The sequence below is a fragment of the Bradyrhizobium sp. Kon10 genome, from assembly GCF_055807395.1.
Window position 1 is genome coordinate 62,337 of record NZ_JBVVOZ010000005.1, and the last position, 24,032, is coordinate 86,368.

A 24,032-nucleotide genomic window follows, 5' to 3' on the forward strand; every position below is an offset into this window, starting at 1 on the left:
GAAGGATCAGATCAGGAAGTGATCTTCCATCCATTGCATGCCGGGGGCGTTCGCCTTGGTCACGACCGGGCCGTCGGTGACGACGTTCTTGGGGATGCCCTGTCCGCTCTTCTCGCCGCCGACCACCGCGGCGACGCCCGCGATGATCGCGCCGCCATGAATGCGGCAGGACGGATTGCGCACCGTTGCGAACATCCGGCCTTCGCTCACCGCCTGGATGGCCGGCGGCATGGCATCGACGCCGCCGATCAGGATGTTGGTGCGGTTGTGCGCCTTCATGATGTTGGCGGCGGCGAGCGCCATGTCGTCATTGTGGAAGAACGCCGCGTCGATCTGCGGATATTTGGTGAGATAGGTTTCCCAGAGCCGCGCGGTCTTCGACACGTCCCAATCGGCCGGCTGGGTGTCGAGTACCTCGATGTTGGGGAACTGCTTGATCACCGAGTTGAACCCTTTGGCGCGGCCCTGCGCGCCGGTGTGGCCGAGCGCGCCCTGCGTCATGATGATCTTGCCCTTGCCGCCCATGGCGGTGCACAGCGCCTGCGTCACCGACGCGCCCATGAACTCGTTGTCGGGGGCGAGGAAGGAGTGGACGTTAATTTGATCGAGCGGAGCAATCAGCGTGTCCATGTCGATCACGGGCGTGCCTGCGTCGATCATCTTCTGCACCGGCTGGGTCAGGGTGCCGATGCCGAACGCCTGGATCGCGACGAAGTCCCATTTCTGCGAGGCCATGTTGTCGATCGCGGCGCGCTGCTTGACCGCATCGAGCTGGCCGTCGAACCATGTGACTTCGACATTGAACAGCTTGCCCCAGAATTCCGCGGCCTGCTTGCCCTGCGCGCACCAGGTGGCCTGGAGGCCGGCATTGGAGAAGGCCGCCTTCAGCGGCTTCTCGGACCGTCCGACTTCGGCAGCAAGGGCGGGGTTTGTGCCCATGCTGCCGAGGATGGCAGTTGCGGCGCCGGCGGTCGCTGCCGCCTGTAGAAGATCGCGCCTCGTCGTCGAAAAATCTTTCGTGCCGGACATCGCTCGCTCCCATATATCTTGTCGTCGGCGCGTCATTGATTGCGCGACCGATGTCCGAAAGTGTCTCACAATCGCTGGGTTCGCGCCACCCAATCTGCAACACGCGAAGAGCAAGCCGGGCCGCGTTGGTGCAGCGCAAAGCGTTACGCTGCGACGCCGGCAAAGGCGTCGAGATCGGCGAGCAGTTGGTCCCATGCAAGCGCAATCTCCGGCGACCATTCATGGCCGAGGAGATCTCGCAGCGTATCCCTGATGACGGCGAAGAAGGCGATGAACAGCTCGCGCGGCGTGCCATAGGCATCATGCGAGGCGACTTCGCAGGCGATCAAGCGGAAATGCCCGCGGCGCTCGCCCGCGAAGTCGAGGATCGCCTCGATCGTCAGCGCGAGCATCGATCCCTTCACGAGCTCACTGCCTTGCGTGCGGAACATCGCCTGCGTTTCGGGATGCTCGCAGAACAGCCGTCGGTAAACCAGCGGGGTGAGATCCGCGCAGCGCATCGCTGCCAGTTCGAAGCTCCGTTCAATCGGGTTGGAAGGGAGGTCCATCGGGCGCATCAGCCCCGCAGACAAAAAAAGAGCGGGGCCCTAGCCCCGCTCAAAAATTGTGTCGACCCTATTATCCCCGATTCTAAGATTTGATCTTGATTGGCGGGGCGACGCTGCGTTTTGCGCGCCAGGGGCTCCTCCCGAGACTTGGACCACCAGACTTCGACCTCACGGCCAGTCTGAGCAAGAGGGATGCTAGATCAACTTTTCTCACTTGTCATCATTTTCGGCAACGATTGTTCAAAATTCGAGCAATTGACGAAATGATCGGGCTGATCACCCGATAAGCAATTGAAAAACATGCGAAAATTTCGGCTTTATGGGGTGCTGCCGCTGCCTCTCCGGCCGCCGGCCGGGCAGTTGGAACACGGTTCGCGAGAAACTTGCGCCAGCCCAAGGAGACAGGCGAAGCGATCTCGACTCGGAACGGGTGTGGTGTTTAGTTAAGAGGCGAACGAATGGTTCGGCGGATGCGTGCAGGCCTGCAAAAATTCCTACCGGTTGTCCTGCTCGCTCTGGTGATGCAGGTGCTGGCGCCGATTGCCGCCTGCTGGGCGGCGGGTCAGGCTGTTGCCGATCCGCTTGCGACTGGCCTCATCTGCCACAGCGTCAGCGAGCAGGGCGGTCTGAACGACCCGACCGGAACGCCGACCGCACATGGCGCTGCGTGTGCGCTGTGTTGCCTGGCGCAGGCCAATGCGTCGCTCGATTCGCCGCCGCAGGCTGTGCTCCCCATTCCCTTCCGCCACGCCAAGCGTGTGGTGTGGCATGCGGCGGACGTATCCGTGGACGCCGCCCGCAAGGGCTCCAGCGCCCAGGCGCGCGGGCCTCCGCAGTTTTCCTGACGACCCTCGGTGTCGCCGCGGTCCGTCCGCTGGCGATTGATGTTGTCAATTGGCCGGCGATCTCTGCCGGTGTCAGGAATGCACCATGTTTCCCGGTCATGCCCGCCGCGGCGTGAGCGTCGTCGCCGTCCAGGTGGCGCTGCTGGTCTCGTCGAGCGGAGTTTTTGCACAGACTGCCGAAAGCGCGCTGCCAGCGGTGACCGTCGATGCACCAGCGACGGTGAAACCGAAGCCGCGCAAGCCCGTGGCTCAGTCGGCTGGAGTCAGGAGATCATCGGCAAAGCCGGTTACGGCGCAGCCTGCCCCGGTCGCCGCAACCAATGACCAGGGCGCTGGCAGCCCCGGAGCCGCGCTGGATCAACCGGCGGCTGTGGCGCGCTATCAATTGCCCCAGCGATCCTTCAGCGTCACGGCGAAGCAAATCGACGAGACCATCAACCTCAAGGACCCCGAAGACGCGGTCAAATACATGCCGAGCCTTTTCGTGCGAAAGCGCAACGACGGCGACAACCAGGCGGTGCTGGCGACGCGAAGCTGGGGACTGAATTCGAGCGCACGTACGCTGATCTACTACGACGACCTGCTGATCTCGGCCCTGATCGGCAACAACAACTCCGGCGCCTCTCCGAAATGGAACCTGATCTCGCCCGAGGCAATCGGACGGATCGATTTCCTCAACGGTCCGTTTGCCGCGGCCTATCCCGGCAATTCGATCGGTGGCGTCCTGCTGATCACGTCCAAGATGCCGGACAAGCCGTTTGCCGTGGCCAAGGAAACGGTCTCCGTGATGCCGTGGAATCAAACCGGTACCAAGGACACCTACGTCACCAGCCAGACCAGCGCCGCCGCCGGTAATCGGGACGGCAAGTTGTCGTGGCTCGTGAGCGCAAACTATCTCGACAGCTACCAGCAACCGCTGACCTACACGACTTTCGGCAGCATCCCCGCAGGCGCCACCGGCGCTTTCGCGGCAAGGAACAAGGTCGGGCAGGAAGCCGATGTCGTGGGTACCGGCATTCTCGCGCATTCGCAGCAGACGTCCGGAAATCTGCGGCTTGCCTACGATCTGTCGCCACTCGTGCAGGCAACCTACTCGTTGGGCATCTGGAATAATCACCAGGTTTCCGACCCGCAGACCTACTTGCGTTCGACAGTGACGGGGGCACCGACCTTTGCCGGTATCAGCACGTTTGCGAACGGGAAGTACATCTGGGACGAGACCCACTTGAGCAACGCAGTCGCCCTCAAGAGCGACAGCAAAGGTATGTTCGATTTCGATCTCTCTGCGTCCAGCTACAATTATCTTGAGGATACTCAGCTCAATCCGTTCACGGTAACCAGCGGTGTCGGGTTCTCGCAGAACGGCAAGATCACGCGCATGGACGGAACCAACTGGCAGAATGCAGACGCCAAAGGCATCTGGCGTCCGTTCGGGTATGACGGCCCTCACGAGATTAGTTTTGGCCTGCATGGTGATCGCTACCGCCTGGAGAATCCCACTTATGCCTCGACGGTCTGGTACCAGACCTCTTCCACCGGCACCGGGCAGCTCTATGCAAGCGGCGAGGGGGAGACACGGGCCGGCGCACTGTGGCTTCAGGACGCTTGGAAGATCCAACCGAACCTGAAGCTCACCTTGGGAGGGCGGCTGGAGAGCTGGAAAGCGTTCGATGGCTTTAACGTCGTGACCGCGACCACGGCGGCGGGCGCGATTGCCTCCACCTTCGCGACGAACCAGCCGGGACTTGCATCGGCGAACTTCTCGCCCAAGGCTTCGTTGTCGTACGATCCGAATAAGGATTGGAACGTCACCGCCAATTTTGGCGAGGCTTACCGCTATCCGACAGTTCTGGAACTCTACCAAAACGTGACGGTCGGCAGCACCATCACGGTTGCCAATCCTTTCCTGAAGCCTGAGCAGGATTTTACGGGTGAGCTCAACATCGAGCGTCACTGGAGCGACGGCCGGGTGCGCCTGACGCTGTTCAGGGAGCGGACCAACAATGCGATCATCTCACAAACCAACGCGATCAACGCAACGCAGACGGCCACGACGTTCAGCAATGTCGACGCGGTCAGGATGCAAGGTGCGGAGTTGTCCGCCGAGAAGGATAACGTCTTTATCCAGGGCCTTCAGCTTTTCGGGAGTCTGACCTATGTCGACTCGCGCATCCTCGCCGATGCAAGCTGGGCTGGCAAGGATCCCTTGACGGGTGTTCCGACAACGGCAGCCGGCAAGCGTGTGCCCAATGTGCCCGATTGGCGCGCCAAGTTCGGCGTGACCTATCGACCTAACGAGAGCTGGGCTTATACGGTCGCGGCGCGCTACAGCGGCAAGCAATATTCGACGTTGGACAACACCGACAGCGTTTCGCACGTCTACGGCGCCTTCGATAATTTTTTCGTTGTCGATATGAAAATCCACTACAACGCGACGAAGAATTTTGCGTTCGATTTCGGCATCGATAATCTCTTCAACGCGCAGTACTTCCTGTTCCATCCGTTCCCGGGACGAACTTTCGTTCTCGCCGGCAAGTACACGTTCTGACGGGTAGGACAATCTCAACGGCGACAAGAAAGGCAAACGACATGAACAACCTCTCACGCATCCTCGCTCTTGCAACGCTCTCGACCATCGTGATCGCCGCGCCGATCCGGGCCGAGGAGGTCAAGGCCGGCGATCTCGTGATCTCGCAAGCCTGGAGCCGGGCAACCCCGAGCGGAGCAAAGGTCGCCGGCGGCTATCTCACGATAGAGAACAAGGGGACGGCGCCGGATAAGCTCCTCAGCGTCTCGGCCGAGATCGCGGGCAAGGCAGATATCCACGAGATGACGACGGAGAACGGCGTGATGAAGATGCGCCCGCTGGACAAGGGCCTCGTGATCGAACCGGGCAAGACCGTGAAGTTTGCACCGGGCGGCTATCATTTGATGCTCCAGGAGCTCAAAGCGCCGCTCAAGCAGGGCGACAAGGTGCCGGTCACGTTGGAGTTCGAGAGGGCGGGCAAGGTCGCGGTATCACTCGACGTCCAGGGCGTCGGCGCGCAGGCGCCCGGCGGAGGCGGAAGCATGATGATGAAGAAAATGCCCGATCATTCGGGAATGAAAATGTGACGAGCGTGATCCAGCTCTCCGGGAGACCAAACATGTCGAAGACATCCTGGCTGGTCCTGATGGCTGCGCTCGCCGCATCGCCCGCGGCGGCGCACGTCTATCTGGAAGGCAAGCAGGCTACGGTCGGCGCGTCCTATAAGGCCGTCTTCGCCGTGCCGCATGGCTGTTCGGGCTCGCCCACGATCAAGATTCGTGTGCAGATCCCCGAGGGCGTTATCGCAGTGAAGCCGATGCCGAAGGCTGGCTGGAGCGTCGATGTGGTCGAGGGCCAATATGCCGGCGATTATGATTATCACGGCAAGAAGCTGTCCTCGGGAGCAAAGGAAGTGGTTTGGTCCGACGGCAAGCTGCCGGACCAGAACTATGACGAGTTCGTCATGAGCAGCTTTCTCACTGACGGTTTGAAGCCGAACACCACGCTGTACTTTCCTGTGGTGCAGGAATGCGAGAAAGGAATCAGCCGCTGGATCGAAATCCCTGCGGAAGGAGCAGGGCACTCACATGAAGAGAAGTCCCCGGCGCCAGGCGTGAAATTGCTGCCAAAGCCCTAATGCGCCTGATCGCTGCGCTCACGACACTGCTGGTCCTTGTCGGTTGTTCGACCGGCGCGTTCGCGCATGCGGCGCTGATCGCAGTCGAGCCGGCTAGCGGCAGCATCCTAGCGAGTGCGCCGAAGGCGGTGGAGCTGCGTTTCAACGAGGCGGTGACGCCCGGCGCAATCCAGTTGATCGACGGGACGGGCAGGGCACGTGACGACGTGCGGGCGACCATTTCGGGCGAGAGCATCTCTGTCGCGATGCCGCCGGACCTGCCGCAGGGCACGGCGGTCGTGAGCTACCGCGTGATCTCGCAGGACGGTCATCCCGTCGCCGGGTCCGTGCTTTTCTCGGTTGGCGCTCCGACCGCGACGAAGCCGCCGGCCAATGCGCAGGGCCGGCTGAACGCACTGATCTGGCTGGCGCGAGTCGGTCTCTATCTCGGGCTTTTTGTCGGCGTTGGCGGCGTGTTCTTTGCCCGCTGGTTTGCGGGCTCGACGACGGGCATGACCGTGCCGCGCGTCGCGCTCCTTGTTGGTCTCGCGAGCGCTGTTGCCTCTGTTGGCCTACTTGGCCTCGATCTCCTCGGTCTGCCGCCGGCAGCGGTTGTGACGGCGCGCCCGTGGATGATCGCATTTGCGACCAGCGCCGGTCCCGCGTTGCTGGTTGCCATCGCCGCGATGCTGCTCGCGCTGATGGCGCTGCGCAGCGCGTGGTACGCCCGTGCTGTTGCCGTCGTCGCGTTCGTCGGCGTTGGCCTGTCGCTCGCCATGACCGGGCACGCTGCAACGGCGCCCCCCGAAATGCTGACGCGCCCTGCGATGTTCCTCCACGGCCTCGGCGTCGCCTTCTGGATTGGCGCACTCGCGCCGCTGACAGCACTGGTATCAAAGCCAACCGCCGCAACCTTGCCAGTCCTGGACCGCTTCTCGCGCATCGCAATGCCGGTTGTGGCAGCGCTGGCGCTGACCGGCCTGTTGCTCGCGATCATTCAGCTCGAAAAGCTGTCGGCGCTGGTGGAGACCAATTATGGCCTCATCCTCGCGATCAAGCTGGCGCTGGTCTTCTTCCTTGTGGCACTCGCCGCGCTCAATCGATTCCGGCTGACGCCGGCGCTGGCGTGCGATCGGAAGGCTGCGTCAGCGCTCAGACGTTCAATCCTGTTCGAATGCGGGGCCGCGGTCGGCATCTTCGCCGTCGTTGCCGGCTGGCGCTTCACACCGCCGCCGCGGACGATCGTTCCCGAGACGCCGCTGGCGATCCACATCCACACCGACAAGGCGATGTTCCAGGTGCTGGTGTCGCCGGGCAAGCCGGGTGTGGACGATTTCGTGCTCCAGCTCATGACCGGCGAGGCGACGCCGCTTCAGGCCAAGGAGGCGACGCTGACCTTGAGCCTGCCCGAGCGCGGTATCGAGCCGATGGAGCGCGACGCCAAGCTCGGACCCGATGGCTACTGGCACGTGCGCAACGTGGAGTTGCCCTTCGCGGGCCGTTGGCATCTGCGTATCGATGCGCTGGTGACCGATTTCGAGAAGATCACGCTCGAGGACGAGCTCGAGGTCACGCCGCTCTGAGGTCGCGCGGTTCAAGCTGAACCTGAACTCGACAGAAAAATGACAAGGAATTCCGCTGCGTTAGCGGCTTTTCCTCATTCGTGGTCTTGTATTTTGGCTCCCAATCCGGTTTCACTGCAAGCCGTCGCTGATTCTTCGAGTGTTGCCATGCGGTTGTCGCGGTTCTTCCTGCCCATCCTGAAGGAAAATCCGAAAGAGGCGGAAATCGTCTCGCATCGCCTGATGCTGCGCGCTGGCATGATCCGTCAGGAGGCAGCCGGCATCTATGCCTGGCTGCCGCTCGGCTTTCGCGTGCTGAAGAAGATCGAGCAGATCGTGCGCGAGGAGCAGGACCGCTCCGGCGCGCTGGAACTCCTGATGCCGACGCTCCAGCTCGCCGACCTCTGGCGCGAGAGCGGCCGCTACGACGCCTATGGCCCGGAGATGCTGCGCATAGCCGATCGCCACAAGCGCGAGCTGCTGTATGGACCGACCAACGAGGAAATGATCACCGAGATCTTCCGTGCCTATGTGAAGTCCTACAAGAACCTGCCGCTCAATCTCTATCATATCCAATGGAAATTCCGCGACGAGCAGCGTCCGCGCTTCGGCGTGATGCGCGGCCGGGAATTCCTGATGAAGGACGCTTATTCGTTCGATCTCAACGAGACGGCGGCACGTGTCGCCTACAACAAGATGTTCGTGGCCTATTTGCGCACGTTCGCGCGGATGGGGCTGAAGGCGATTCCGATGCGGGCCGAGACCGGGCCGATTGGCGGCGATCTCAGCCACGAGTTCATCGTGCTCGCCGAGACCGGCGAATCCGGCGTTTTCATCAATCGCGATGTGCTGGATTTGCCGGTGCCGGGCGAGGACGTGGATTATGAAGGCGATCTGACCCCGATCATCAAGCAGTGGACGTCGGTCTATGCCGCCACAGAGGACGTTCACGATGCCGCGCGCTTCGAACAGGAAGTCCCCGAGGACAAGCGGCTGAACACCCGCGGCATCGAGGTCGGCCAGATCTTCTATTTCGGCACCAAATATTCCGAGCCGATGAAGGCGATGGTGGCCGGCCCCGATGGCGTCGACGTGCCGATCCATGGCGGCTCCTACGGTGTCGGCGTCTCCCGCCTGCTCGGCGCCATCATCGAGGCCTGCCATGACGATTCCGGCATCAAATGGCCGGAGGCCGTGGCGCCGTTCCGAGCCGTGGTGCTCAACCTCAAGCAGGGTGACGCGGCGGTCGATGCGGCCTGCGAAAAACTCTATGCCGAGCTCTCAGCCAAGGGCGTCGACGTGCTCTATGACGACACCGACCAGCGCGCCGGCGCCAAATTCGCCGCCGCCGATCTGATCGGGATCCCCTGGCAGATCATGATCGGGCCGAAGGGCCTCGCCGACGGCAAGGTCGAAATCAAGCGCCGCAGTGACGGCGCCCGCGAAACGATGTCGCCGGCGGACGCAGTCGCTCGCCTGGTCGGCTGAATAGTGTTCATCGCGCGATAATGGGCCGGCAATCCGGCCACAATTGACCCCGAATCATGGGATTATCAAGCGATGGATGAGACCATGACCGAGACTGCCCACACCGCGCCTTTCGCCCCCTTCGAGTGGATGCTGTCGGCGCGCTATCTGCGCGCGCGGCGCAAGGAGGGATTCATCTCGGTCATCGCCGGGTTCTCGTTCCTTGGCATCATGCTGGGCGTGGCGACCCTGATCATCGTCATGGCCGTGATGAACGGCTTCCGCAAAGAGCTGCTCGATAAGATATTGGGCCTTAACGGGCACATCCTGGTGCAGCCGCTGGAATCGCCGCTGACCGACTGGAAGGACGTGGCCGAGCGCATCAGCCAGGTTCAGGGCGTCCGGCTCGCAGCCCCGGTGGTCGATGGTCAGGCGCTGGCGTCCTCGCCCTGGAACGCCTCGGGCGTCCTGGTGCGCGGCATCCGTTCCGACGACCTCAACAATCTCACCTCGATCGCCAAGAACATCAAGCAGGGTTCGCTCGAGGGATTTGACGACGGGCAGGGCGTCGCGATCGGCCGGCGCCTCGCCGATCAATTGTCGCTGCATGCCGGCGACAGCGTGACGCTGGTGGCGCCGAAGGGCGCGGTCACCCCGATGGGCACGACGCCGCGCATAAAACCCTACAAGATCGTCGCGGTGTTCGAGATCGGCATGTCCGAATATGATCTCGGCTTCGTGTTCATGCCGCTGGCGGAAGCGCAGGCCTATTTCAACCGCAGCAGCGACGTGACCTCGATCGAGGTGTTCACCACCAATCCTGATCGCATCGACGCATACCGCAAGGCGGTATCGGAGGCTGCCGGGCGTCCGGTTTTCCTGGTCGACTGGCGGCAGCGCAACTCGACCTTCTTCAATGCGCTCCAGGTCGAACGCAATGTGATGTTCCTGATCCTGACCATGATCGTGCTGGTCGCCGCGCTCAACATCGTGTCCGGCCTGATCATGCTGGTGAAGGACAAGGGCAGCGACATCGCGATCCTCCGCACGATGGGGGCCTCCCAGGGTTCGATCATGCGGATATTCCTGATCACGGGCGCCTCGATCGGCGTGGTCGGCACGCTGGTCGGGTTCGTTGTCGGGCTGGTGATCTGCCTCAACATCGAATCCATCCGCCAATTCCTGTCCTGGCTGACCAGCACGGAGCTGTTCTCGCCGGAGCTGTACTTCCTTTCGAAGCTGCCTGCCGAGATCGACGTCGGCGAGACCACGGCCGTCGTCGTCATGGCGCTGACGCTGTCGTTCCTTGCGACACTGTACCCGTCGTGGCGCGCCGCGCGCCTCGATCCCGTCGAAGCGCTGCGGTACGAGTGAGGGGCTGATGGAGCGGGAGCAGGGGGCGGAAGATGTACCGGTCATTTATCTCCACGAGATAAAGCGGCAGTACTTGCAGGGCGAGGCGGCGCTGACGATCCTCGACGGCGCCAAGCTTGCGCTGTGGGCGGGCCAGTCGGTCGCGCTGGTGGCGCCATCGGGCTCCGGCAAGTCGACGCTGCTGCATATCGCGGGCCTGCTCGAAGCGCCCGATTCCGGCGAGGTCTACGTCAATGGCGCGCCGACCTCGCAATTGCCCGACATCGAGCGAACCCAGCTTCGCCGCACCGATATCGGCTTCGTCTACCAGTCGCATCGACTATTGCCGGAATTCTCGGCACTCGAAAACGTCATGATGCCGCAAATGATCCGCGGCCTGAAGAAGTCCGAGAGCGTCAAGCGCGCCAAGGAGATCCTCGGCTATCTCGGGCTCGGCGACCGCATCACGCATCGCCCGGCCGAGCTGTCGGGCGGCGAGCAGCAGCGGGTGGCGATCGCACGCGCGGTGGCCAATGCGCCGCGGGTGCTGTTCGCGGACGAGCCGACCGGCAATCTCGATCCGCACACCGCCGACCACGTGTTCCAGGCCCTGATGCAGCTGGTCAAGGCGACCCAGGTCTCGATGCTGATCGCGACCCACAACATGGAACTGGCCGGCCGCATGGACCGGCGCGTCTCGCTGGCGAACGGCCAGGTGGTCGAGCTCGAGTAAAAAAGTCGAAAACAACCCCATGCACAGTAGCCGGCCGTTGCCGGCGACGATCGGGGTGGCGCCTGCCAGCCATTTGACGCGCCTGGCAAAAGTGCGGCGACGGCGCACCGCCGCCGCGTCAGGCGGGTCGTGGCCGGATCACCGTCATGTTGAACGGGCCCGACTTGGCGGCCGCATAGGCCACGGCCTCGTTGGCATGGTCGAGGTCGAAGGCCGTCGTCTCGTAGTCATCAAGGCGCAAGAGCCCTGCGCGGACCAGTGCGATCAGCCGGACGGCCGCGTCGGGCGGGTACATCCAGACGCCGTGAATGGTAATGCATTCACGCATGATCCAGTTATAGGGCAGCTCCAGGCCCGGGCCTCCCAGCATGTTGACGCCGCCCATCAGCACCACACGCCCGTAGGGCCGCACCGTCATGATCGCGGCGCGCACCACCGTCGTCGAGACCGAAGGCGGCATGATGTCGAATACGCAATCGATCGGGCCCGGCGCGGCGCGCGTCATGCGCTCGCGGTCGTCGGCCTCGTTGCCCGAGAGCTTCACCGGCCTCACGCGGTCACCGAAACGACGCACGAGCTCGGCGAGCACGCTCTCATTACGGCCCGGCGCCACGACGCAAGCAGCCCCCATCGCCAGCGCCACCGCCACGGCGGCGCTACCGAAATTGCCGGTGGCGCCGCTCACCAGCACCGTCTCGCCGGGCCGGAGGTTGGCGGCCAGGAATCCGCCATAGGGCACGAGCATGTTGCCCAGCGCGCACCACTGTGTCGCTTCCGCCGCGTTGATGTGGCCCAGCCGTTTCACGTTCTCGGTCGGCACCCTCATCTGCTCGGCAAAGGAGCCGTCGCGAAAATACTTCTGCAGCCGCATGCCGCCTTCGCCGCGCGCGCTCGCGCCCTGCAGTGTGATGTCGGGCGCTATCGCATCGTCGCGGGAACGCACCGTCGGATCGCAAATCACCCAGTCGCCGACGGCAAGTTTGGTCGCGTCCGGTCCGATCGTGCGCACGCGCCCGACGCAGCCGGCGCCGGGGATCACCGGCAGGTCGAGCAGATATTTGCGCTCGCCGCTCAAAACCTCGTTCGTATAGGACAGCACGCGAGTTGAAACGACATCAACGACAACCTCGCCGGTGCCGATGACAGGCTCCGGGACGTTCTCTATGACCAGCGGGGATCCAAACGATTTGAGCACGGCAGCTTTCATGACATTCACCTCGGAGGCTTCTGGTGCACGGCATATGCCGGCATCTTGCGCTCCCAGGAAGCCCTGGTATTATCCTAGTATTGTTCAGACCCTCTCTGGCGAGGTGAGCTCTTGTCCGATCCGCGCCGCGTCGAATTCGGCGACTTCCTGCGCTCGCGCCGCGAAAAGCTGTCGCCGAAGACCGTAGGCCTTCCCGCAGGCCAAAGGCGGCGCACCATGGGCCTGCGCCGCGAGGAAGTCGCGCAGCTCGCCGGGATCGGGGTCGACTGGTACATCCGGCTTGAGCAGGGCCGCACCGTCAGCCCGTCGGTCACGACCGTCGATGCGCTGGCGCGCGCGTTGCGCCTCAGCAAGGCCGAGCATACCCATCTCAAGGCGCTTGCGCGTGACGGCGACCGGCGTCCGTTCGTGCGCGAGATCGTGCCGCCGCCGATCCTGAGGCTGATCGAGAGCCTGACCCAGCCGGCCTACATCACCGGGCGGCGCTGGGACGTGCTGGCCTGGAACGCCGCCGCAGAAGAGGTCTTCGCATTCGGGCGATTGCCGGAGGAGGACCGCAACACGCTGCTGCTGATGATGACCAACAAGCAGACGCGAAGGGCTTACGGTGCCGGCTGGGCCGAGGTCGCCAAGCGCATGGTCGCGATGTTTCGCGCCACCTACGACGTCTGGGCGGGCGATCCTGCTTTCGTGGACTTGATAGCGCGGCTGCGGCAGGGCAGCCCGGAATTCGTCAAATGGTGGGGCGCGCACGAGGTCCACAGCACCCTGTCGGGCCGCAAGACCATGTCCCATCCCACCAAGGGCGTGCTGCATTTCGAGCACACCAGCTTCCAGGCCAATGATGATCCGGCGCTGAAGCTCGTGATCTATGCGCCGGTGAAGGGAGAGGGGAGCGCCGCGCACGTTGTTGGATCCTCGATCAAACAGCGCTCCGAAAGATCAGATTGAGGCAGACTCCTGCGATAGATTGGTTGGCTGCGACGCTCTAGATGCGCTCGAAGGTGTCGACATTGGTTGTCACGGCGCGCCACCAGTTCAAGGGCTTGAGCTTTGCGGGATCGCCTTCTCGGGCGGCGCTCAGCGCTTGATCGGCGACCACGAACCAGACGGTCTCCATTTTCCCGTGACGCAGCAGTCCCGTGTACGAAACCACTCGGTCGCCCGCGGCAGACGAGCCCACGGCGACAAAGCCAATACAATAGCCCTTGTGAAACCCGATGATCGGAACTGTTTGCCCGTAAAAGCCGCTGTCTTCGAGCGCGGTTTCGAAATTGCCGTCGATGCGGCCCTCTGCATCGCCGGTGATGCGCAAGATCGAACCGAATTGATTTTGCCAATTGCCGACCCACGTCATGATGGTCTCCCAAGGTCACTTGTTCGGCTGAACACCCAGGCGGCGCAATCGGTGCAGATCCTTTGATGCGTGCTCGATCAAGTCCTGAGCGGCTTCACGTTCCTGCCCAATGATGAATCCTGCCGCGAATGCCTGGGCGCGCCGATTTGCGGGAGGCGCCGCCAGCGCTGCCTCGATCGCCAACTCGCGATGCGCCATGAAATCGTTCAACGATCCCAAGGCGGACTGAATCCGTTTCAGCCGGGCGGAAAAGCCGGCGAGCTCGTTTCGGTCGCTATCCCGGTAGAGGCTTTCGAAGAAGTCGACGGCATACCGGATCTTCTTGATCCTGATCCGCAATTTGTGGCGCTGTCGCGGATCGAGATCGCTCAGCTGCTTGCCTTGCTTTCGCGCCTTCTTGACCCGCCGGTCGAGCACTTCGGCGGCGTAGGCAGCGATCGTTCGATCGTCAGCGGTGCGGGGGCGTTCGGTTTCTATCCACTCGGCCGCATCGATCAAAAGTCGGCGGTAGCGGCCCGAATCGACCGCGTCGCGGGCGTGCCGGAAGGCAGCCATGCGCTGCTCCGAGAACGTCTTGCGGATCGCGCGAGACCCACGTTTCGGGACGTCCTGCTCGGTGATCGGCTGAATACTTTCCTTGAGAAAAACGTCGATCTCCCGCGCCGGCGCAAGCTCGTCCGTGAGCCATTTGAGTTCAGCTTTGATCCGGCCGGTGCTCGCTCGCGGCAGGATGTCGTCGAAGAGGGAGATGGCCGCCCGCAAGCGGCGCAGGCCGACGCGCATCTGATGGACGCCCTCGGAATCCATGTTGCGCACCGGATCGGCATTGGTGGTGATGTGCCGAAGTGTCGAACGGGCGATGACACGGAATGCATCTTGCGGAGAAAGCTCGGGCTTCAGCCGGATCGGTTCGGCGTGCTGCGCGCCTTCGCCCTCCCGCGCCAGGAGCCGGTAACCTCGCTCGGATTTCGAGCGCAGGTCGAGCTCCGCGTTCGTCTTGCGTTCGATGTCGCGCGCCAAGCGAAACAGATCTGCGACTTGCCCGGACTTCAGCTCAAGTTCAATCTCGGCGATAGGTCGCGAGCGGCGGCCGGCCCCGATCCGGCCGCGGTCGACCGCGAGCTCGATCTGGCTCCTCCGGACCCGCCGTACCTCGGCCGTCCGATGCACGTCGGTCTGGAAGACCGGTTTGAGCTTATGCGAGAGTTTCTTGGTGGCCACGCCCTCGAGCGCTGTATCGCTCGCTTGCTTGAGGTCAGGCTTTGGGCCGCTGACCTCGTGCTCCCATTCGCCACGCGTCAGGCTCCCCGACGAGCCGTTCGCTTTCACGGTTTGGACGTAGCGGCCTTCGACCTTGCGGACCCGAAGCGAGAGGCCATTTCGTTTGAGCTTGTGCTTGCTCGTATCATAGTAACTTGACACGAGCGCCTGCTCCGATAAATCGCGCCCTCTGCTGCCGCTGCGCAAGATGGAGGCCAGCTTTCGTGGCGCAACCTGGAATTTGAGTTCCGTTTCTGCGTTCATGGCGCGCGCTTTCCGTCACTCGATCTCAAAGTGGCGCGACGGAAAGAAGTTCCGCGTTAGGCCACCGGATCCTTGTGATGATGCGAACGGGCCCGGTCGTCCGGTGCCAGCGGCGGCGCCGCGCGCGAGGGTGGGGTCTCCACCGCCGCGGCGTCGCGTCCCGTGGACTCCTTGAGCGGAGCGGCTCTGACGTCCCGGGAGGCGATCAGCCAGATCAGGAAGCCCGCAAGCGCCAGCGCGGCGCCGACTGGACCGGTCGAGGTCCAGCCCAGCCCCTGGCGAATGGCAATGCCGCCGAGATAAGGGCCGAGTGCATTGGCGGTGTTGAAGGCCGAATGGTTGAGTGCGGCAGCGAGCGCCTGCGCGTCCCCTGCGACGTCCATGAGCCGTGTCTGGAGGATGGCTCCGAGCGACACGCCGGCGCCGATCGCGAAGACATCTGCCGCGAGCAGCCACGGATTGCCGGCGACAAGCGGGAACACCAGCAGCGCGCCGGCCGAGAACAGCAGGATGACGCCCGCCGTCGGCATCAGCGCGCGGTCGGCGAAGCGCGGCACGAACAGGTTGCCGAGTGTGGCTCCGATCCCGAACACCGCGAAAAAAAGCGGGATGACCGCGGGGCTGACCCTGGTGACCTCCATCAGTGTCGTCGCAAGATAAGTGTAGACGGCGAACATGCCGCCGAAACCGATGGCACTGATCGCCAGCGTGATCCAGACGCGGCCGCTCTTTAACGCGCCGAGCTCTCGCAGCGGATCCGACCCGCCGGCCCGGTCGCGCGGCGCGAACAGGGCGCACAGCAGCACGGTGAGCAAGGCCAGCAACGACACCAGGCCGAAGCTTGCGCGCCAGCCCATTGTCTGACCAATCAGGTTGGCGAGCGGCACGCCAATGATGGTGGCGCAGGTCAGGCCCAGCATCACCTGGCCGACCGCCCGAGAACGGCGATGTTGAGGAACGAGCGAGGCTGCGACCAGCGCGGCGATACCGAAATAGGCGCCATGCGGCAATCCCGAGAGGAAGCGGGCCACGATCATCCAGCCATAGCTCGGCGCAAGCGCGGTGAACGCATTGCCGAGCGCAAACACGATCATCAGAACCAGCAACTGCGTGCGCCGGGCTAACTGTGCACCAAGCACGGCGATCAGCGGCGCGCCCAGCACCACGCCGAGCGCATAGGCGCTGATCACGTGCCCGGCGGTGGGTTCGTCGATCTTGAGGTCGGCCGCAAAAAACGGCAGCAAGCTCATCGATGCGAATTCGGTGGTTCCGATCGCAAAGCCGCCCATCGCGAGCGAGAAGAGGATGATACCGAGGTGAGGGGACACCGAGGCCGTAGTCGCGGAGGGCGATGTCGTCATGTGTCCTGCATTGGTGGCGTCAACGGGAACCAGCCCAGCGAACGTTGCCACCCTGCATTATTTGTCTACGGTACTTAGACCGGGATCAGCTCGCGTCAACAACAGAAGCTCGGCGAAGGCAGATTGCATATCTGCGTCCCGATTGCGTGTGGCCAGCGCTCGAGCAGCGCGCCGCCGTGTCACACAATGCAGGGCGCCGCGACAGGTTTGTCGGCCTACGGTGTGGCCGAAGGAGTTGCGCTGACGCTCGGCGACAGCGTTGCCGGCCCAGGAGCTGTCGGCCTCGGACTCGCCGGCCAAGGACTCTTCGCGCTGATCGTGGTCGATGCGCAAGATGCCGCGAGCTGCGGCCATACTGGCGCCAGGCTCGTCACCTCGATCTCGAATGTTGTCGTGTTGGGCTTTCCGTCCGGCATCGGCGTGGTTTCACGGACCTGGAGGGTGCGCGAAGCCAGCATCGCCTTGACCATGTCGGAGCCGAGGGCGCCGCTCCAGACCTCGTACTTGCCGACGCGCAGCGGAAATCCTCCGGATTCCTGCTTGGTGTCGGCACTTGCGGCCATCAGGATCGTGCTTTTGCCGACAGCGGTCTCGTCGATCTCGGCCGCGAATCGCAGCGGCACGCGATCCTTGTTTTCGCAGGACAGGCGCCACTCCATCATCCGGAACGAGGCGCCGTTCTCCTTCTTCAGCATCGCGAACTTGCTGATGGAGGGCCGCGCTCCCTTCTCCAGCGTCCACATCGTCTCGGCCAGTGTTCGCGTATCGATGCCGAAGCGATGGAGCTCGCCTCGCGTCAGCGTATGCGGGCTCTCGAACTTCACTGTCCGGATCAAATCATCAAGCTCGTGGCTGATGCCCATCGCCGCCACGAACGCAGTGCGCGCGCGGTTTGACGTCTCGATTTGACGCTGCCTGGCATCCGCGACCAATTTCGCCGGCGGATGCCCGTGGATGACGAGCATCAGCCTGGAGTTATGGACCGCCATCGCCGCGTCCGGCGCCACCTCGCGAGATGTCGCCCCGAGAAACAGGTAACCGCAGGCCGAGTTGCACATCGCATTGCGGGTGGTGAGTTCAGCCTCGACCTCGCCGCCTGCGTTCTTGATCTTGAGGCATGCGGCGTCCAGCTGCGTGCCCGCGGCGCAGGCCGTCGCAATCGTGCGGCCGACGCGCGCGACCGCCTTGCGACTGCGCAGCAACCGCCCGATGACATAGGACTGCTCCACGTTGCCGCCCGGCGAATGCAGGTAGATCGGACGCTGCATGTCCTTGACGCCGGCGAGGAAGCGTCGAATGCGCGGGCCTGCGTCCTGGTCGACCTCGCCCTCGATGGCAATCCAGCGGTCGCAGCCCGGCCCGCATGCGTCAGGGGCCCCCTTCGCAAGGTAGATCGTCAGCCTGGACTCAAATCCGGCCTTCTCGGCCGGGAGTCCTTCTGCATGCAATGCACCGGGGATGGACAGCGAGGCCACGAGAAGAAAAATGCGGGCAAGCATGCAGTGACGGGACCACGCGCGGTGAAGGATACATGCTGACGTTATACGGTGATCGGCGTGACCACAACTTCCGGTGGCGTATTGGGCTCCGTCATTCGGCGACGCCCCACCGTCCATCACCGCGTGAAGCGGGCAGGGCGGTTGATTCTCGCGCGCATGTGGCAAGCGTTGCGCATGTTATCGCGCGATCGCAAATGTGGCGAACGCGAGCGAAACTGTGGCGACAATGGGGAGAGAAAATATTATGCGCACCGCCAATTTCAAATCACAGGATTGTGCGCGCGACGTTGTTACGCGCGCTCGCGCTGAACGTGGTCCAGTGAACATTGGAACTGCGGAAAACTCTTGTTTCAAAGGGTTTCCGCGCACGCGTCGCTAAACCTTCGTTAATGAAGCGCGGCCCTTTGGGGCGAAGTGTTGCGTCGAGGTTACAGCAATTCCGTCGATCGCTGATATGACGACGCCACGGCCCGGGGGCCTAACGACGAAACTGGAACGGGATTAAAATGAACAAGAATTTGTTGCTTGCCGCTGTCAGCCTTGTCGCGCTCAGCGCGGCTGCGCCGGCGGTGGCTGCTGATCTCGCGGCACGGCCTTACACCAAGGCGCCTGCGATGGTCGCCACGCTCTATGACTGGAGCGGCTTCTACATCGGCGTCAACGGCGGCGGCGGTTCGGCGCATTCGACCTGGGATCTGGTCGGTGGCGGCCGCGAGGGTTCGCATGATGCGACCGGCGGCACCGTCGGTGGTCAGATCGGCTACCGCTGGCAGTCCGGCCAGTGGGTGTTCGGCGTGGAAGGCCAGGGCAACTGGGCCGACTTCTCCGGCGACAACGTCAGCGCGCTGTTCGCGACCCGCAACCGCTCGAAGATCGATTCGTTCGGTCTGATCACCGGTCAGATCGGCTACGCCTGGAACAACGTCCTGCTCTACGTCAAGGGCGGTGCGGCTGTGACCGGCGGCAAGTACGAGGTGTTCAGCACGGCCACCGGCGCGCTGCTGGCCTCGAACGACCAGACCCGCTGGGGCGGCACCGTCGGCGCCGGCATCGAGTATGGTTTTGCCCCGAATTGGTCGGTTGGCATCGAGTACAACCACATCTTCCTGCAGGACAAGGACGTCACCTTCGCGCTGGTGCCGTCGACCGACCGCATCCGTCAGGACGTCGACATGGGCCTCGTTCGCCTGAACTACAAGTTCGGCGGCCCGGTCCTTGCGAAGTACTGAGACCAGTCGCTCCGTTTGAGCGATCGTCGAAGCCCCGGCCTGATGGCCGGGGCTTTTCTATGTCTGAATTCATCGAGTTAACCATCCCATTTCGAGATGGCTGAGAGATGCTTGACTCCAGAGAACAAAATGAGAACAATGTTCTTCATACGTTCTCAATATGGAGTGAGCCATGTTCAGGATTTTCGTGGAAGAAGCCGCCGCACTGACCTCGATCGCGCTGTTCGTCGGGATGATCGCGATCTGGGCCCAGGTGCTGCCGCAACTCTGACTCGTGCTCGGCGCAAAACACTTGCCTGGGAACTCGCGGATGCGAGCTTTGGGGAAAACCGGGACGACGCGGCCGATCGGCCGCTCCGGCGTGGACTCCGGCGTGGCGAGCCCTCACCATTGCGAGGCGAGTCGGCCGGGCGAGTGCATGATGCCTTGAGGAGCCGGTAACCGCTCCATCTCATCTGCAAGAGGCCGTCACGCGACCATGCCGAGCGCCGGATTTGTCCACCTTCACGTTCACTCGGCCTATTCGCTGCTCAAGGGCTCGATCAAGATCGCCAAGCTCGCCGAGCTTGCCAAGAAAGATCACCAGCCGGCCCTGGCGCTGACCGACACCGACAACATGTTCGGAGCGCTGGAGTTCTCCGACAAGATGGCGGGCTCCGGCATCCAGCCGATCGTCGGCTGCGAACTCGCGATCGATTTCGGCGATCAGGATCCGAATGCCCGCAACGCGCTGCTGCCGTCGCGCATCGTGCTGCTGGCGGCGCAAGAGCGCGGCTATCGCAGCCTGATGCGGCTGAATTCGCGGGCGTTCCTGGAGACGCCCGACACCCACGCCTGCCACATCAAATTCGACTGGCTCGAGGGCGAGACCGAGGGCCTGATCGCGCTGACGGGCGGTCCGGACGGGCCGATTTCGCTGGCGCTGGGCGCCGGCCATCCCGAGCTTGCCGCCGCGCGCTGCGAGCGTCTCGCCAGCCTGTTCGGCGATCGCCTCTATATGGAGTTGCAGCGTCATGGCCTGGACAAGGAACGGCGGGTCGAGAGCGGCCTGATCGACATCGCGTTCGCAAAAGGCCTGCCGCTGGTTGCGACCAACGAGCCGTATTTCGCCGCGACGGACGACTACGAAGCGCATGACGCGCTGCTTTGCATCGCCGGCGGCCGGCTAATCGCGGAGACCGAACGCGAGCAGCTCACGCCCGATCACCGCTTCAAGACGCGGGCCGAGATGGCGGTGCTGTTTGCCGATGTTCCGGAGGCGCTGGCCTCCACCGTCGAGATCGCCGAACGCTGCTCGTTCCGGCCGATGACGCGCAAGCCGATCCTGCCGTTCTTCACCGTCGGCGCCGCGTCGAGCTCGGATGCGGCCGCGGTCGAGGCGGCGGAATTGAAGCGGCAGGCGGAGGAGGGGCTCGCCAATCGGCTGCGCGTGCACGGCCTGTCGCAGGGCACCACCGAGGAGGACTACAGCCAGCGGCTGGCGTTCGAGCTCGACGTCATCATGCGCATGAAGTACGCGGGCTACTTCCTGATCGTGTCCGATTTCATCAAATGGGCCAAGGGCCAGGGCATACCGGTCGGACCGGGCCGCGGTTCAGGCGCGGGCTCGCTGGTGGCCTGGGCGCTGACCATCACCGATCTCGACCCGATCAAGTTCGGGCTGCTGTTCGAGCGCTTCCTCAATCCGGAACGCGTCTCGATGCCGGACTTCGACATCGACTTCTGCCAGGACCGCCGCGGCGAGGTGATCCAGTACGTCCAGCAGCGCTATGGCCGCGACCAGGTGGCGCAGATCATCACCTTCGGGACGCTGCAGGCGCGCGGCGTGCTGCGCGACGTCGGCCGCGTGCTGCAAATGCCTTATGGCCAGGTCGACAAGCTCACAAAACTGGTGCCGCAGAATCCGGCCGCGCCGGTGACGCTGGCGGCCGCGATCGAGAGCGAGCCGAAGCTGCAGGCGTTTCGCGACGAGGACCCGGTGGTGGCGCGCGCCTTCGACATCGCGCAGCGCCTCGAAGGCCTGACCCGCCATGCCTCGACCCACGCGGCCGGTATCGTCATCGGCGATCGCCCCCTTAGCGAACTGGTGCCGCTCTACCGCGATCCCAAATCCGACATGCCGGTGACCCAGTTCAACATGAAATGGGTCGAGCCGGCCGGCCTCGTCAAATTCGACTTCCTCGGCCTGAAGACGCTGACCGTGCTCGACGTCGCGATCAAGCTGCTCAAGCCGCGCGACATCCACGTCGATCTCGCCACGTTGCCGATCGACGATGCCGAGAGTTATCAGATGCTGGCGCGCGGCGACGTGGTCGGCGTGTTCCAGGTTGAAAGCCAGGGCATGCGGCGCGCGCTGATCGACATGCGCCCCGACCGTTTCGAGGACATCATCGCGCTGGTGGCGCTGTATCGCCCGGGTCCGATGGCGAACATCCCGACCTATTGCATGCGCAAGCACGGCGACGAGGAGCCGGAATATCTGCATCCCGTGCTGGAGCCGATCCTGAAGGAGACCTTCGGCGTCATCATCTACCAGGAACAGGTGATGCAGATCGCGCAGGTGATGTCGGGCTATTCGCTCGGCGACGCCGACCTGCTGCGCCGCGCCATGGGCAAGAAGATCCGCTCCGAGATGGAGAAGCAGCGCGAGATCTTCGTCGCGGGCGCGGTGAAGAACGGCGTGCCGAAGGGGCAGGCCGACACGATTTTCGAGCTGTTGGCGAAGTTCGCCGACTACGGCTTCAACAAGAGCCACGCAGCGGCCTATGCGCTGGTGTCCTACCACACCGCCTACATGAAGGCGCATTACCCGGTGGAGTTCATCGCGGCGTCGATGACGCTCGATCTCAACAACACCGACAAGCTCTCCGAATTCCGCTCGGAGGCGCAGCGCCTCGGGATCAAGGTCGAGCCGCCGAACATCAACCGTTCCGGCGCGACCTTCGAGGTCGGCGACAAGACCATCTATTACGCGCTCGCCGCGCTGAAGGGCGTCGGCATTGCCGCGGTCGAGCAGATCATCGCGGAGCGGACCAGGAACGGCCTGTTCACCTCGCTGGCCGACTTCGCCGCACGCGTCAATCCGCGATCGGTCAACAAGCGCATCATCGAAAGCCTCGCGGCCGCCGGGGCCTTCGACACGCTCGAGCCGAACCGCGCCCGCGTCTTCGCCGGTGCGGACTCGATCCTGGCCGCCTGCCAGCGCGCGCACCAGGCCGAGACCATCGGCCAGAACGACATGTTCGGCATGTCGGCGGACGCGCCGACCATCATGCTGCCGCAGGTCGAGCCCTGGCTGCCGGCCGAGAGGCTGCGCCGCGAATATGATGCGATCGGCTTCTTCCTGTCGGGCCATCCGCTCGACGATTACGCGACGGTGCTGAAGCGGCTGCGGGTGCAGAGCTGGGCGGAGTTTTCACGCGCGGTGAAAACCGGCGCCACCGCCGGCAAGGTCGCGGCCACCGTGGTGTCGCGCATGGAGCGACGCACCAAGACCGGCAACAAGATGGGCATCATGGGGCTGTCTGATCCCACGGGCCACTTCGAGGCGGTGCTGTTCTCGGAAGGGCTCGCCCAATATCGCGACGTGCTGGAGCCTGGCGCAGCCGTGCTGCTCCAACTCGGCGCCGAGCTCCAGGGCGAGGACGTTCGCGCCCGCGTGCTGCACGCCGAACCGCTGGATGAGGCCGCCGCCAAGACGCAGAAGGGCCTGCGCATCTTCCTGCGCGATACCAAGCCGCTGGACTCGATCGCCAAGCGTTTGGCCGGCCCCGAGATGGCCGGCGCGAATGGCGCCGCACCGAGGGTCGGCAGTCCCGGCCTCGCCCCGCGCTCCAACGGCGACGGCGAGGTCTCGCTGGTGATCATGCTCGACCTCGAGACCGAGGTGGAAATGAAGCTGCCAGGCCGCTTCAAGGTCTCGCCGCAGATCGCCGGCGCCATCAAGGCGGTCGCGGGCGTGGTGGACGTGCAGCAGCTGTAGCGACACGCACGACGGTGCGGCCGATTGCATGTTTTGCGCCGGATCCGTGCCGCTCCTGTTGCAACCAGGCGGTGTTTTTGGCTAGCATGCCCTCGGGAATGAATTGGGGGCGTGATGTTACTGCGTGGGCTGGTGCTGCTTACGGCGGCCGTTTTGCTGTGTGCTTGTGAGACCGCGAGAAGTGGGCTCGACTATTCCGAGACGGTGCGAAAGATAGGTCCGCCGAAAGCCGAGCAGACGCGCGTCGTGGTGTTTCGCGAGAAAGGTTATGGCGGCATCGGCGATTCGGACTGGGTGTTCTCTCTCGACGGCGCCCCGATCAAGGGACTGAAGACCGGGACGTATGTCTATGTCGATCGCCCGGCGGGCCAGCACCAGTTCGTGGCAGAAGAGGCGGCCCTCGGAACCACGCGCGTGGACTTCTCGGCTCAATCCGGCCAGACCGTGTTCTTCGTGACGCGCATGAGCGAGCGCAAGAGCGCCATGATCGCAAATGCAAGCACGGGCTTGCTGGGCTGGGGTCTCACGCTCGCGATGACCTCCGGTTACAAGAATCAGGGACCGCTCGATTTCCTGCCGCTGGAGGAACAGGCGGCAAGGACGACGATCGCGGAGCTTAAGCTGGCGGAATAGGTCTGGCGCCGGCGCCAGATGGCTGGCGCGCGGCGCGGTCGAGCTTGTGGTTTCGTCGC

General features: G+C 63.7%; 19 protein-coding genes. 12 read left to right on the forward strand and 7 right to left on the reverse strand.

Annotated features, from left to right (window positions below; genetic code table 11):
- Positions 1–6: 6 nt before the first annotated feature.
- Positions 7–1,029 (reverse strand): sugar ABC transporter substrate-binding protein, encoded by a 1,023-nt coding sequence (locus tag AC0L2O_RS09710; RefSeq protein WP_473369567.1) that lies wholly within the window; start codon positions 1,027–1,029, stop codon positions 7–9.
- A 143-nt stretch (positions 1,030–1,172) separates the two neighbouring features.
- On the reverse strand, positions 1,173–1,577 hold the full coding sequence (locus tag AC0L2O_RS09715; RefSeq protein ID WP_473369568.1) for a globin: 405 nt from the start codon (positions 1,575–1,577) through the stop codon (positions 1,173–1,175).
- Positions 1,578–2,035: 458 nt separating this feature from the next.
- Here AC0L2O_RS09715 and AC0L2O_RS09720 point away from each other — a divergent pair, with 458 nt between their 5' ends.
- The 8 genes from AC0L2O_RS09720 (at position 2,036) to AC0L2O_RS09755 (ending at position 11,181) form a co-directional block, all read left to right on the forward strand.
- On the forward strand, positions 2,036–2,422 hold the full coding sequence (locus AC0L2O_RS09720; protein ID WP_473369569.1) for a DUF2946 domain-containing protein: 387 nt from the start codon (positions 2,036–2,038) through the stop codon (positions 2,420–2,422).
- A gap of 85 nt (positions 2,423–2,507) precedes the next feature.
- Positions 2,508–4,970, forward strand: a complete 2,463-nt coding sequence (locus tag AC0L2O_RS09725) for a TonB-dependent receptor (RefSeq protein ID WP_473369570.1) — start codon at positions 2,508–2,510, stop codon at positions 4,968–4,970.
- A 41-nt stretch (positions 4,971–5,011) separates the two neighbouring features.
- A complete protein-coding gene (locus AC0L2O_RS09730; RefSeq protein WP_473369571.1) occupies positions 5,012–5,536 on the forward strand; it encodes a copper chaperone PCu(A)C in 525 nt (174 codons plus the stop codon).
- 32 nt (positions 5,537–5,568) lie between these two features.
- A complete protein-coding gene (locus AC0L2O_RS09735; RefSeq protein WP_369723406.1) occupies positions 5,569–6,087 on the forward strand; it encodes a YcnI family copper-binding membrane protein in 519 nt (172 codons plus the stop codon).
- Positions 6,087–7,649 (forward strand): copper resistance CopC/CopD family protein, encoded by a 1,563-nt coding sequence (locus tag AC0L2O_RS09740; protein ID WP_473369572.1) that lies wholly within the window; start codon positions 6,087–6,089, stop codon positions 7,647–7,649. Before AC0L2O_RS09735 ends, AC0L2O_RS09740 begins: the two co-directional genes overlap by 1 nt.
- 147 nt (positions 7,650–7,796) lie before the next feature.
- Positions 7,797–9,116, forward strand: a complete 1,320-nt coding sequence (gene proS, locus AC0L2O_RS09745; protein WP_473369573.1) for a proline--tRNA ligase — start codon at positions 7,797–7,799, stop codon at positions 9,114–9,116.
- Between the two features lie 72 nt (positions 9,117–9,188).
- Positions 9,189–10,469 carry a lipoprotein-releasing ABC transporter permease subunit gene (locus AC0L2O_RS09750; protein WP_473369574.1) on the forward strand — a complete coding sequence of 427 codons (1,281 nt, stop codon included), beginning with the start codon at positions 9,189–9,191 and terminating at the stop codon, positions 10,467–10,469.
- A gap of 7 nt (positions 10,470–10,476) precedes the next feature.
- Positions 10,477–11,181 carry an ABC transporter ATP-binding protein gene (locus AC0L2O_RS09755; protein ID WP_473369575.1) on the forward strand — a complete coding sequence of 235 codons (705 nt, stop codon included), beginning with the start codon at positions 10,477–10,479 and terminating at the stop codon, positions 11,179–11,181.
- A gap of 118 nt (positions 11,182–11,299) precedes the next feature.
- Here the strand turns inward: AC0L2O_RS09755 and AC0L2O_RS09760 are convergent, their stop codons facing one another.
- Entirely contained in the window at positions 11,300–12,388 is a 1,089-nt protein-coding gene (locus tag AC0L2O_RS09760) for a zinc-binding dehydrogenase (RefSeq protein ID WP_473369576.1), read from the reverse strand.
- A 111-nt stretch (positions 12,389–12,499) separates the two neighbouring features.
- On the opposite strand from AC0L2O_RS09760, the gene AC0L2O_RS09765 reads away from it, so the two are divergent.
- Positions 12,500–13,339, forward strand: a complete 840-nt coding sequence (locus AC0L2O_RS09765) for a helix-turn-helix transcriptional regulator (protein ID WP_473369577.1) — start codon at positions 12,500–12,502, stop codon at positions 13,337–13,339.
- A 37-nt stretch (positions 13,340–13,376) separates the two neighbouring features.
- Here AC0L2O_RS09765 and AC0L2O_RS09770 read toward each other — a convergent pair whose 3' ends face one another.
- The 4 genes from AC0L2O_RS09770 to AC0L2O_RS09785 form a co-directional block, all read right to left on the reverse strand.
- Positions 13,377–13,745: an avidin/streptavidin family protein gene (locus AC0L2O_RS09770; protein ID WP_473369578.1), complete on the reverse strand. Its 369-nt coding sequence runs from the start codon at positions 13,743–13,745 to the stop codon at positions 13,377–13,379.
- A 15-nt stretch (positions 13,746–13,760) separates the two neighbouring features.
- Complete coding sequence (locus AC0L2O_RS09775; protein ID WP_473369579.1) at positions 13,761–15,269, reverse strand: CYTH and CHAD domain-containing protein; 1,509 nt, start codon at positions 15,267–15,269, stop codon at positions 13,761–13,763.
- Between the two features lie 56 nt (positions 15,270–15,325).
- Complete coding sequence (locus AC0L2O_RS09780) at positions 15,326–16,630, reverse strand: MFS transporter (protein ID WP_473369580.1); 1,305 nt, start codon at positions 16,628–16,630, stop codon at positions 15,326–15,328.
- A 215-nt stretch (positions 16,631–16,845) separates the two neighbouring features.
- Positions 16,846–18,129, reverse strand: a complete 1,284-nt coding sequence (locus tag AC0L2O_RS09785; protein ID WP_473369581.1) for a hypothetical protein — start codon at positions 18,127–18,129, stop codon at positions 16,846–16,848.
- 506 nt (positions 18,130–18,635) lie between these two features.
- On the opposite strand from AC0L2O_RS09785, the gene AC0L2O_RS09790 reads away from it, so the two are divergent.
- From AC0L2O_RS09790 to AC0L2O_RS09800, 3 genes are all read left to right on the forward strand, one after another.
- Positions 18,636–19,358 carry an outer membrane protein gene (locus tag AC0L2O_RS09790; protein ID WP_369723416.1) on the forward strand — a complete coding sequence of 241 codons (723 nt, stop codon included), beginning with the start codon at positions 18,636–18,638 and terminating at the stop codon, positions 19,356–19,358.
- Between the two features lie 478 nt (positions 19,359–19,836).
- Positions 19,837–23,340 carry a DNA polymerase III subunit alpha gene (gene dnaE / locus AC0L2O_RS09795; protein ID WP_473369582.1) on the forward strand — a complete coding sequence of 1,168 codons (3,504 nt, stop codon included), beginning with the start codon at positions 19,837–19,839 and terminating at the stop codon, positions 23,338–23,340.
- Positions 23,341–23,454: 114 nt separating this feature from the next.
- Positions 23,455–23,973, forward strand: a complete 519-nt coding sequence (locus tag AC0L2O_RS09800; protein ID WP_473369715.1) for a hypothetical protein — start codon at positions 23,455–23,457, stop codon at positions 23,971–23,973.
- Positions 23,974–24,032: the final 59 nt, after the last annotated feature.

Bases quoted from the DNA above. Each gene is read 5' to 3' on its own strand.
- AC0L2O_RS09710 (WP_473369567.1), bottom strand. From the start codon at position 1,029: ATGTCCGGCACGAAAGATTTTTCGACGACGAGGCGCGATCTTCTACAG.
- dnaE (WP_473369582.1), top strand. From the start codon at position 19,837: ATGCCGAGCGCCGGATTTGTCCACCTTCACGTTCACTCGGCCTATTCG.
- AC0L2O_RS09785 (WP_473369581.1), bottom strand. From the start codon at position 18,129: ATGCTTGCCCGCATTTTTCTTCTCGTGGCCTCGCTGTCCATCCCCGGT.
- proS (WP_473369573.1), top strand. From the start codon at position 7,797: ATGCGGTTGTCGCGGTTCTTCCTGCCCATCCTGAAGGAAAATCCGAAA.
- AC0L2O_RS09750 (WP_473369574.1), top strand. From the start codon at position 9,189: ATGGATGAGACCATGACCGAGACTGCCCACACCGCGCCTTTCGCCCCC.
- AC0L2O_RS09755 (WP_473369575.1), top strand. From the start codon at position 10,477: ATGGAGCGGGAGCAGGGGGCGGAAGATGTACCGGTCATTTATCTCCAC.
- AC0L2O_RS09780 (WP_473369580.1), bottom strand. From the start codon at position 16,630: ATGACGACATCGCCCTCCGCGACTACGGCCTCGGTGTCCCCTCACCTC.
- AC0L2O_RS09715 (WP_473369568.1), bottom strand. From the start codon at position 1,577: ATGGACCTCCCTTCCAACCCGATTGAACGGAGCTTCGAACTGGCAGCG.
- AC0L2O_RS09740 (WP_473369572.1), top strand. From the start codon at position 6,087: ATGCGCCTGATCGCTGCGCTCACGACACTGCTGGTCCTTGTCGGTTGT.
- AC0L2O_RS09760 (WP_473369576.1), bottom strand. From the start codon at position 12,388: ATGAAAGCTGCCGTGCTCAAATCGTTTGGATCCCCGCTGGTCATAGAG.
- AC0L2O_RS09775 (WP_473369579.1), bottom strand. From the start codon at position 15,269: ATGAACGCAGAAACGGAACTCAAATTCCAGGTTGCGCCACGAAAGCTG.
- AC0L2O_RS09770 (WP_473369578.1), bottom strand. From the start codon at position 13,745: ATGACGTGGGTCGGCAATTGGCAAAATCAATTCGGTTCGATCTTGCGC.
- AC0L2O_RS09800 (WP_473369715.1), top strand. From the start codon at position 23,455: ATGTTACTGCGTGGGCTGGTGCTGCTTACGGCGGCCGTTTTGCTGTGT.
- AC0L2O_RS09725 (WP_473369570.1), top strand. From the start codon at position 2,508: ATGTTTCCCGGTCATGCCCGCCGCGGCGTGAGCGTCGTCGCCGTCCAG.
- AC0L2O_RS09730 (WP_473369571.1), top strand. From the start codon at position 5,012: ATGAACAACCTCTCACGCATCCTCGCTCTTGCAACGCTCTCGACCATC.
- AC0L2O_RS09735 (WP_369723406.1), top strand. From the start codon at position 5,569: ATGTCGAAGACATCCTGGCTGGTCCTGATGGCTGCGCTCGCCGCATCG.
- AC0L2O_RS09720 (WP_473369569.1), top strand. From the start codon at position 2,036: ATGGTTCGGCGGATGCGTGCAGGCCTGCAAAAATTCCTACCGGTTGTC.
- AC0L2O_RS09790 (WP_369723416.1), top strand. From the start codon at position 18,636: ATGAACAAGAATTTGTTGCTTGCCGCTGTCAGCCTTGTCGCGCTCAGC.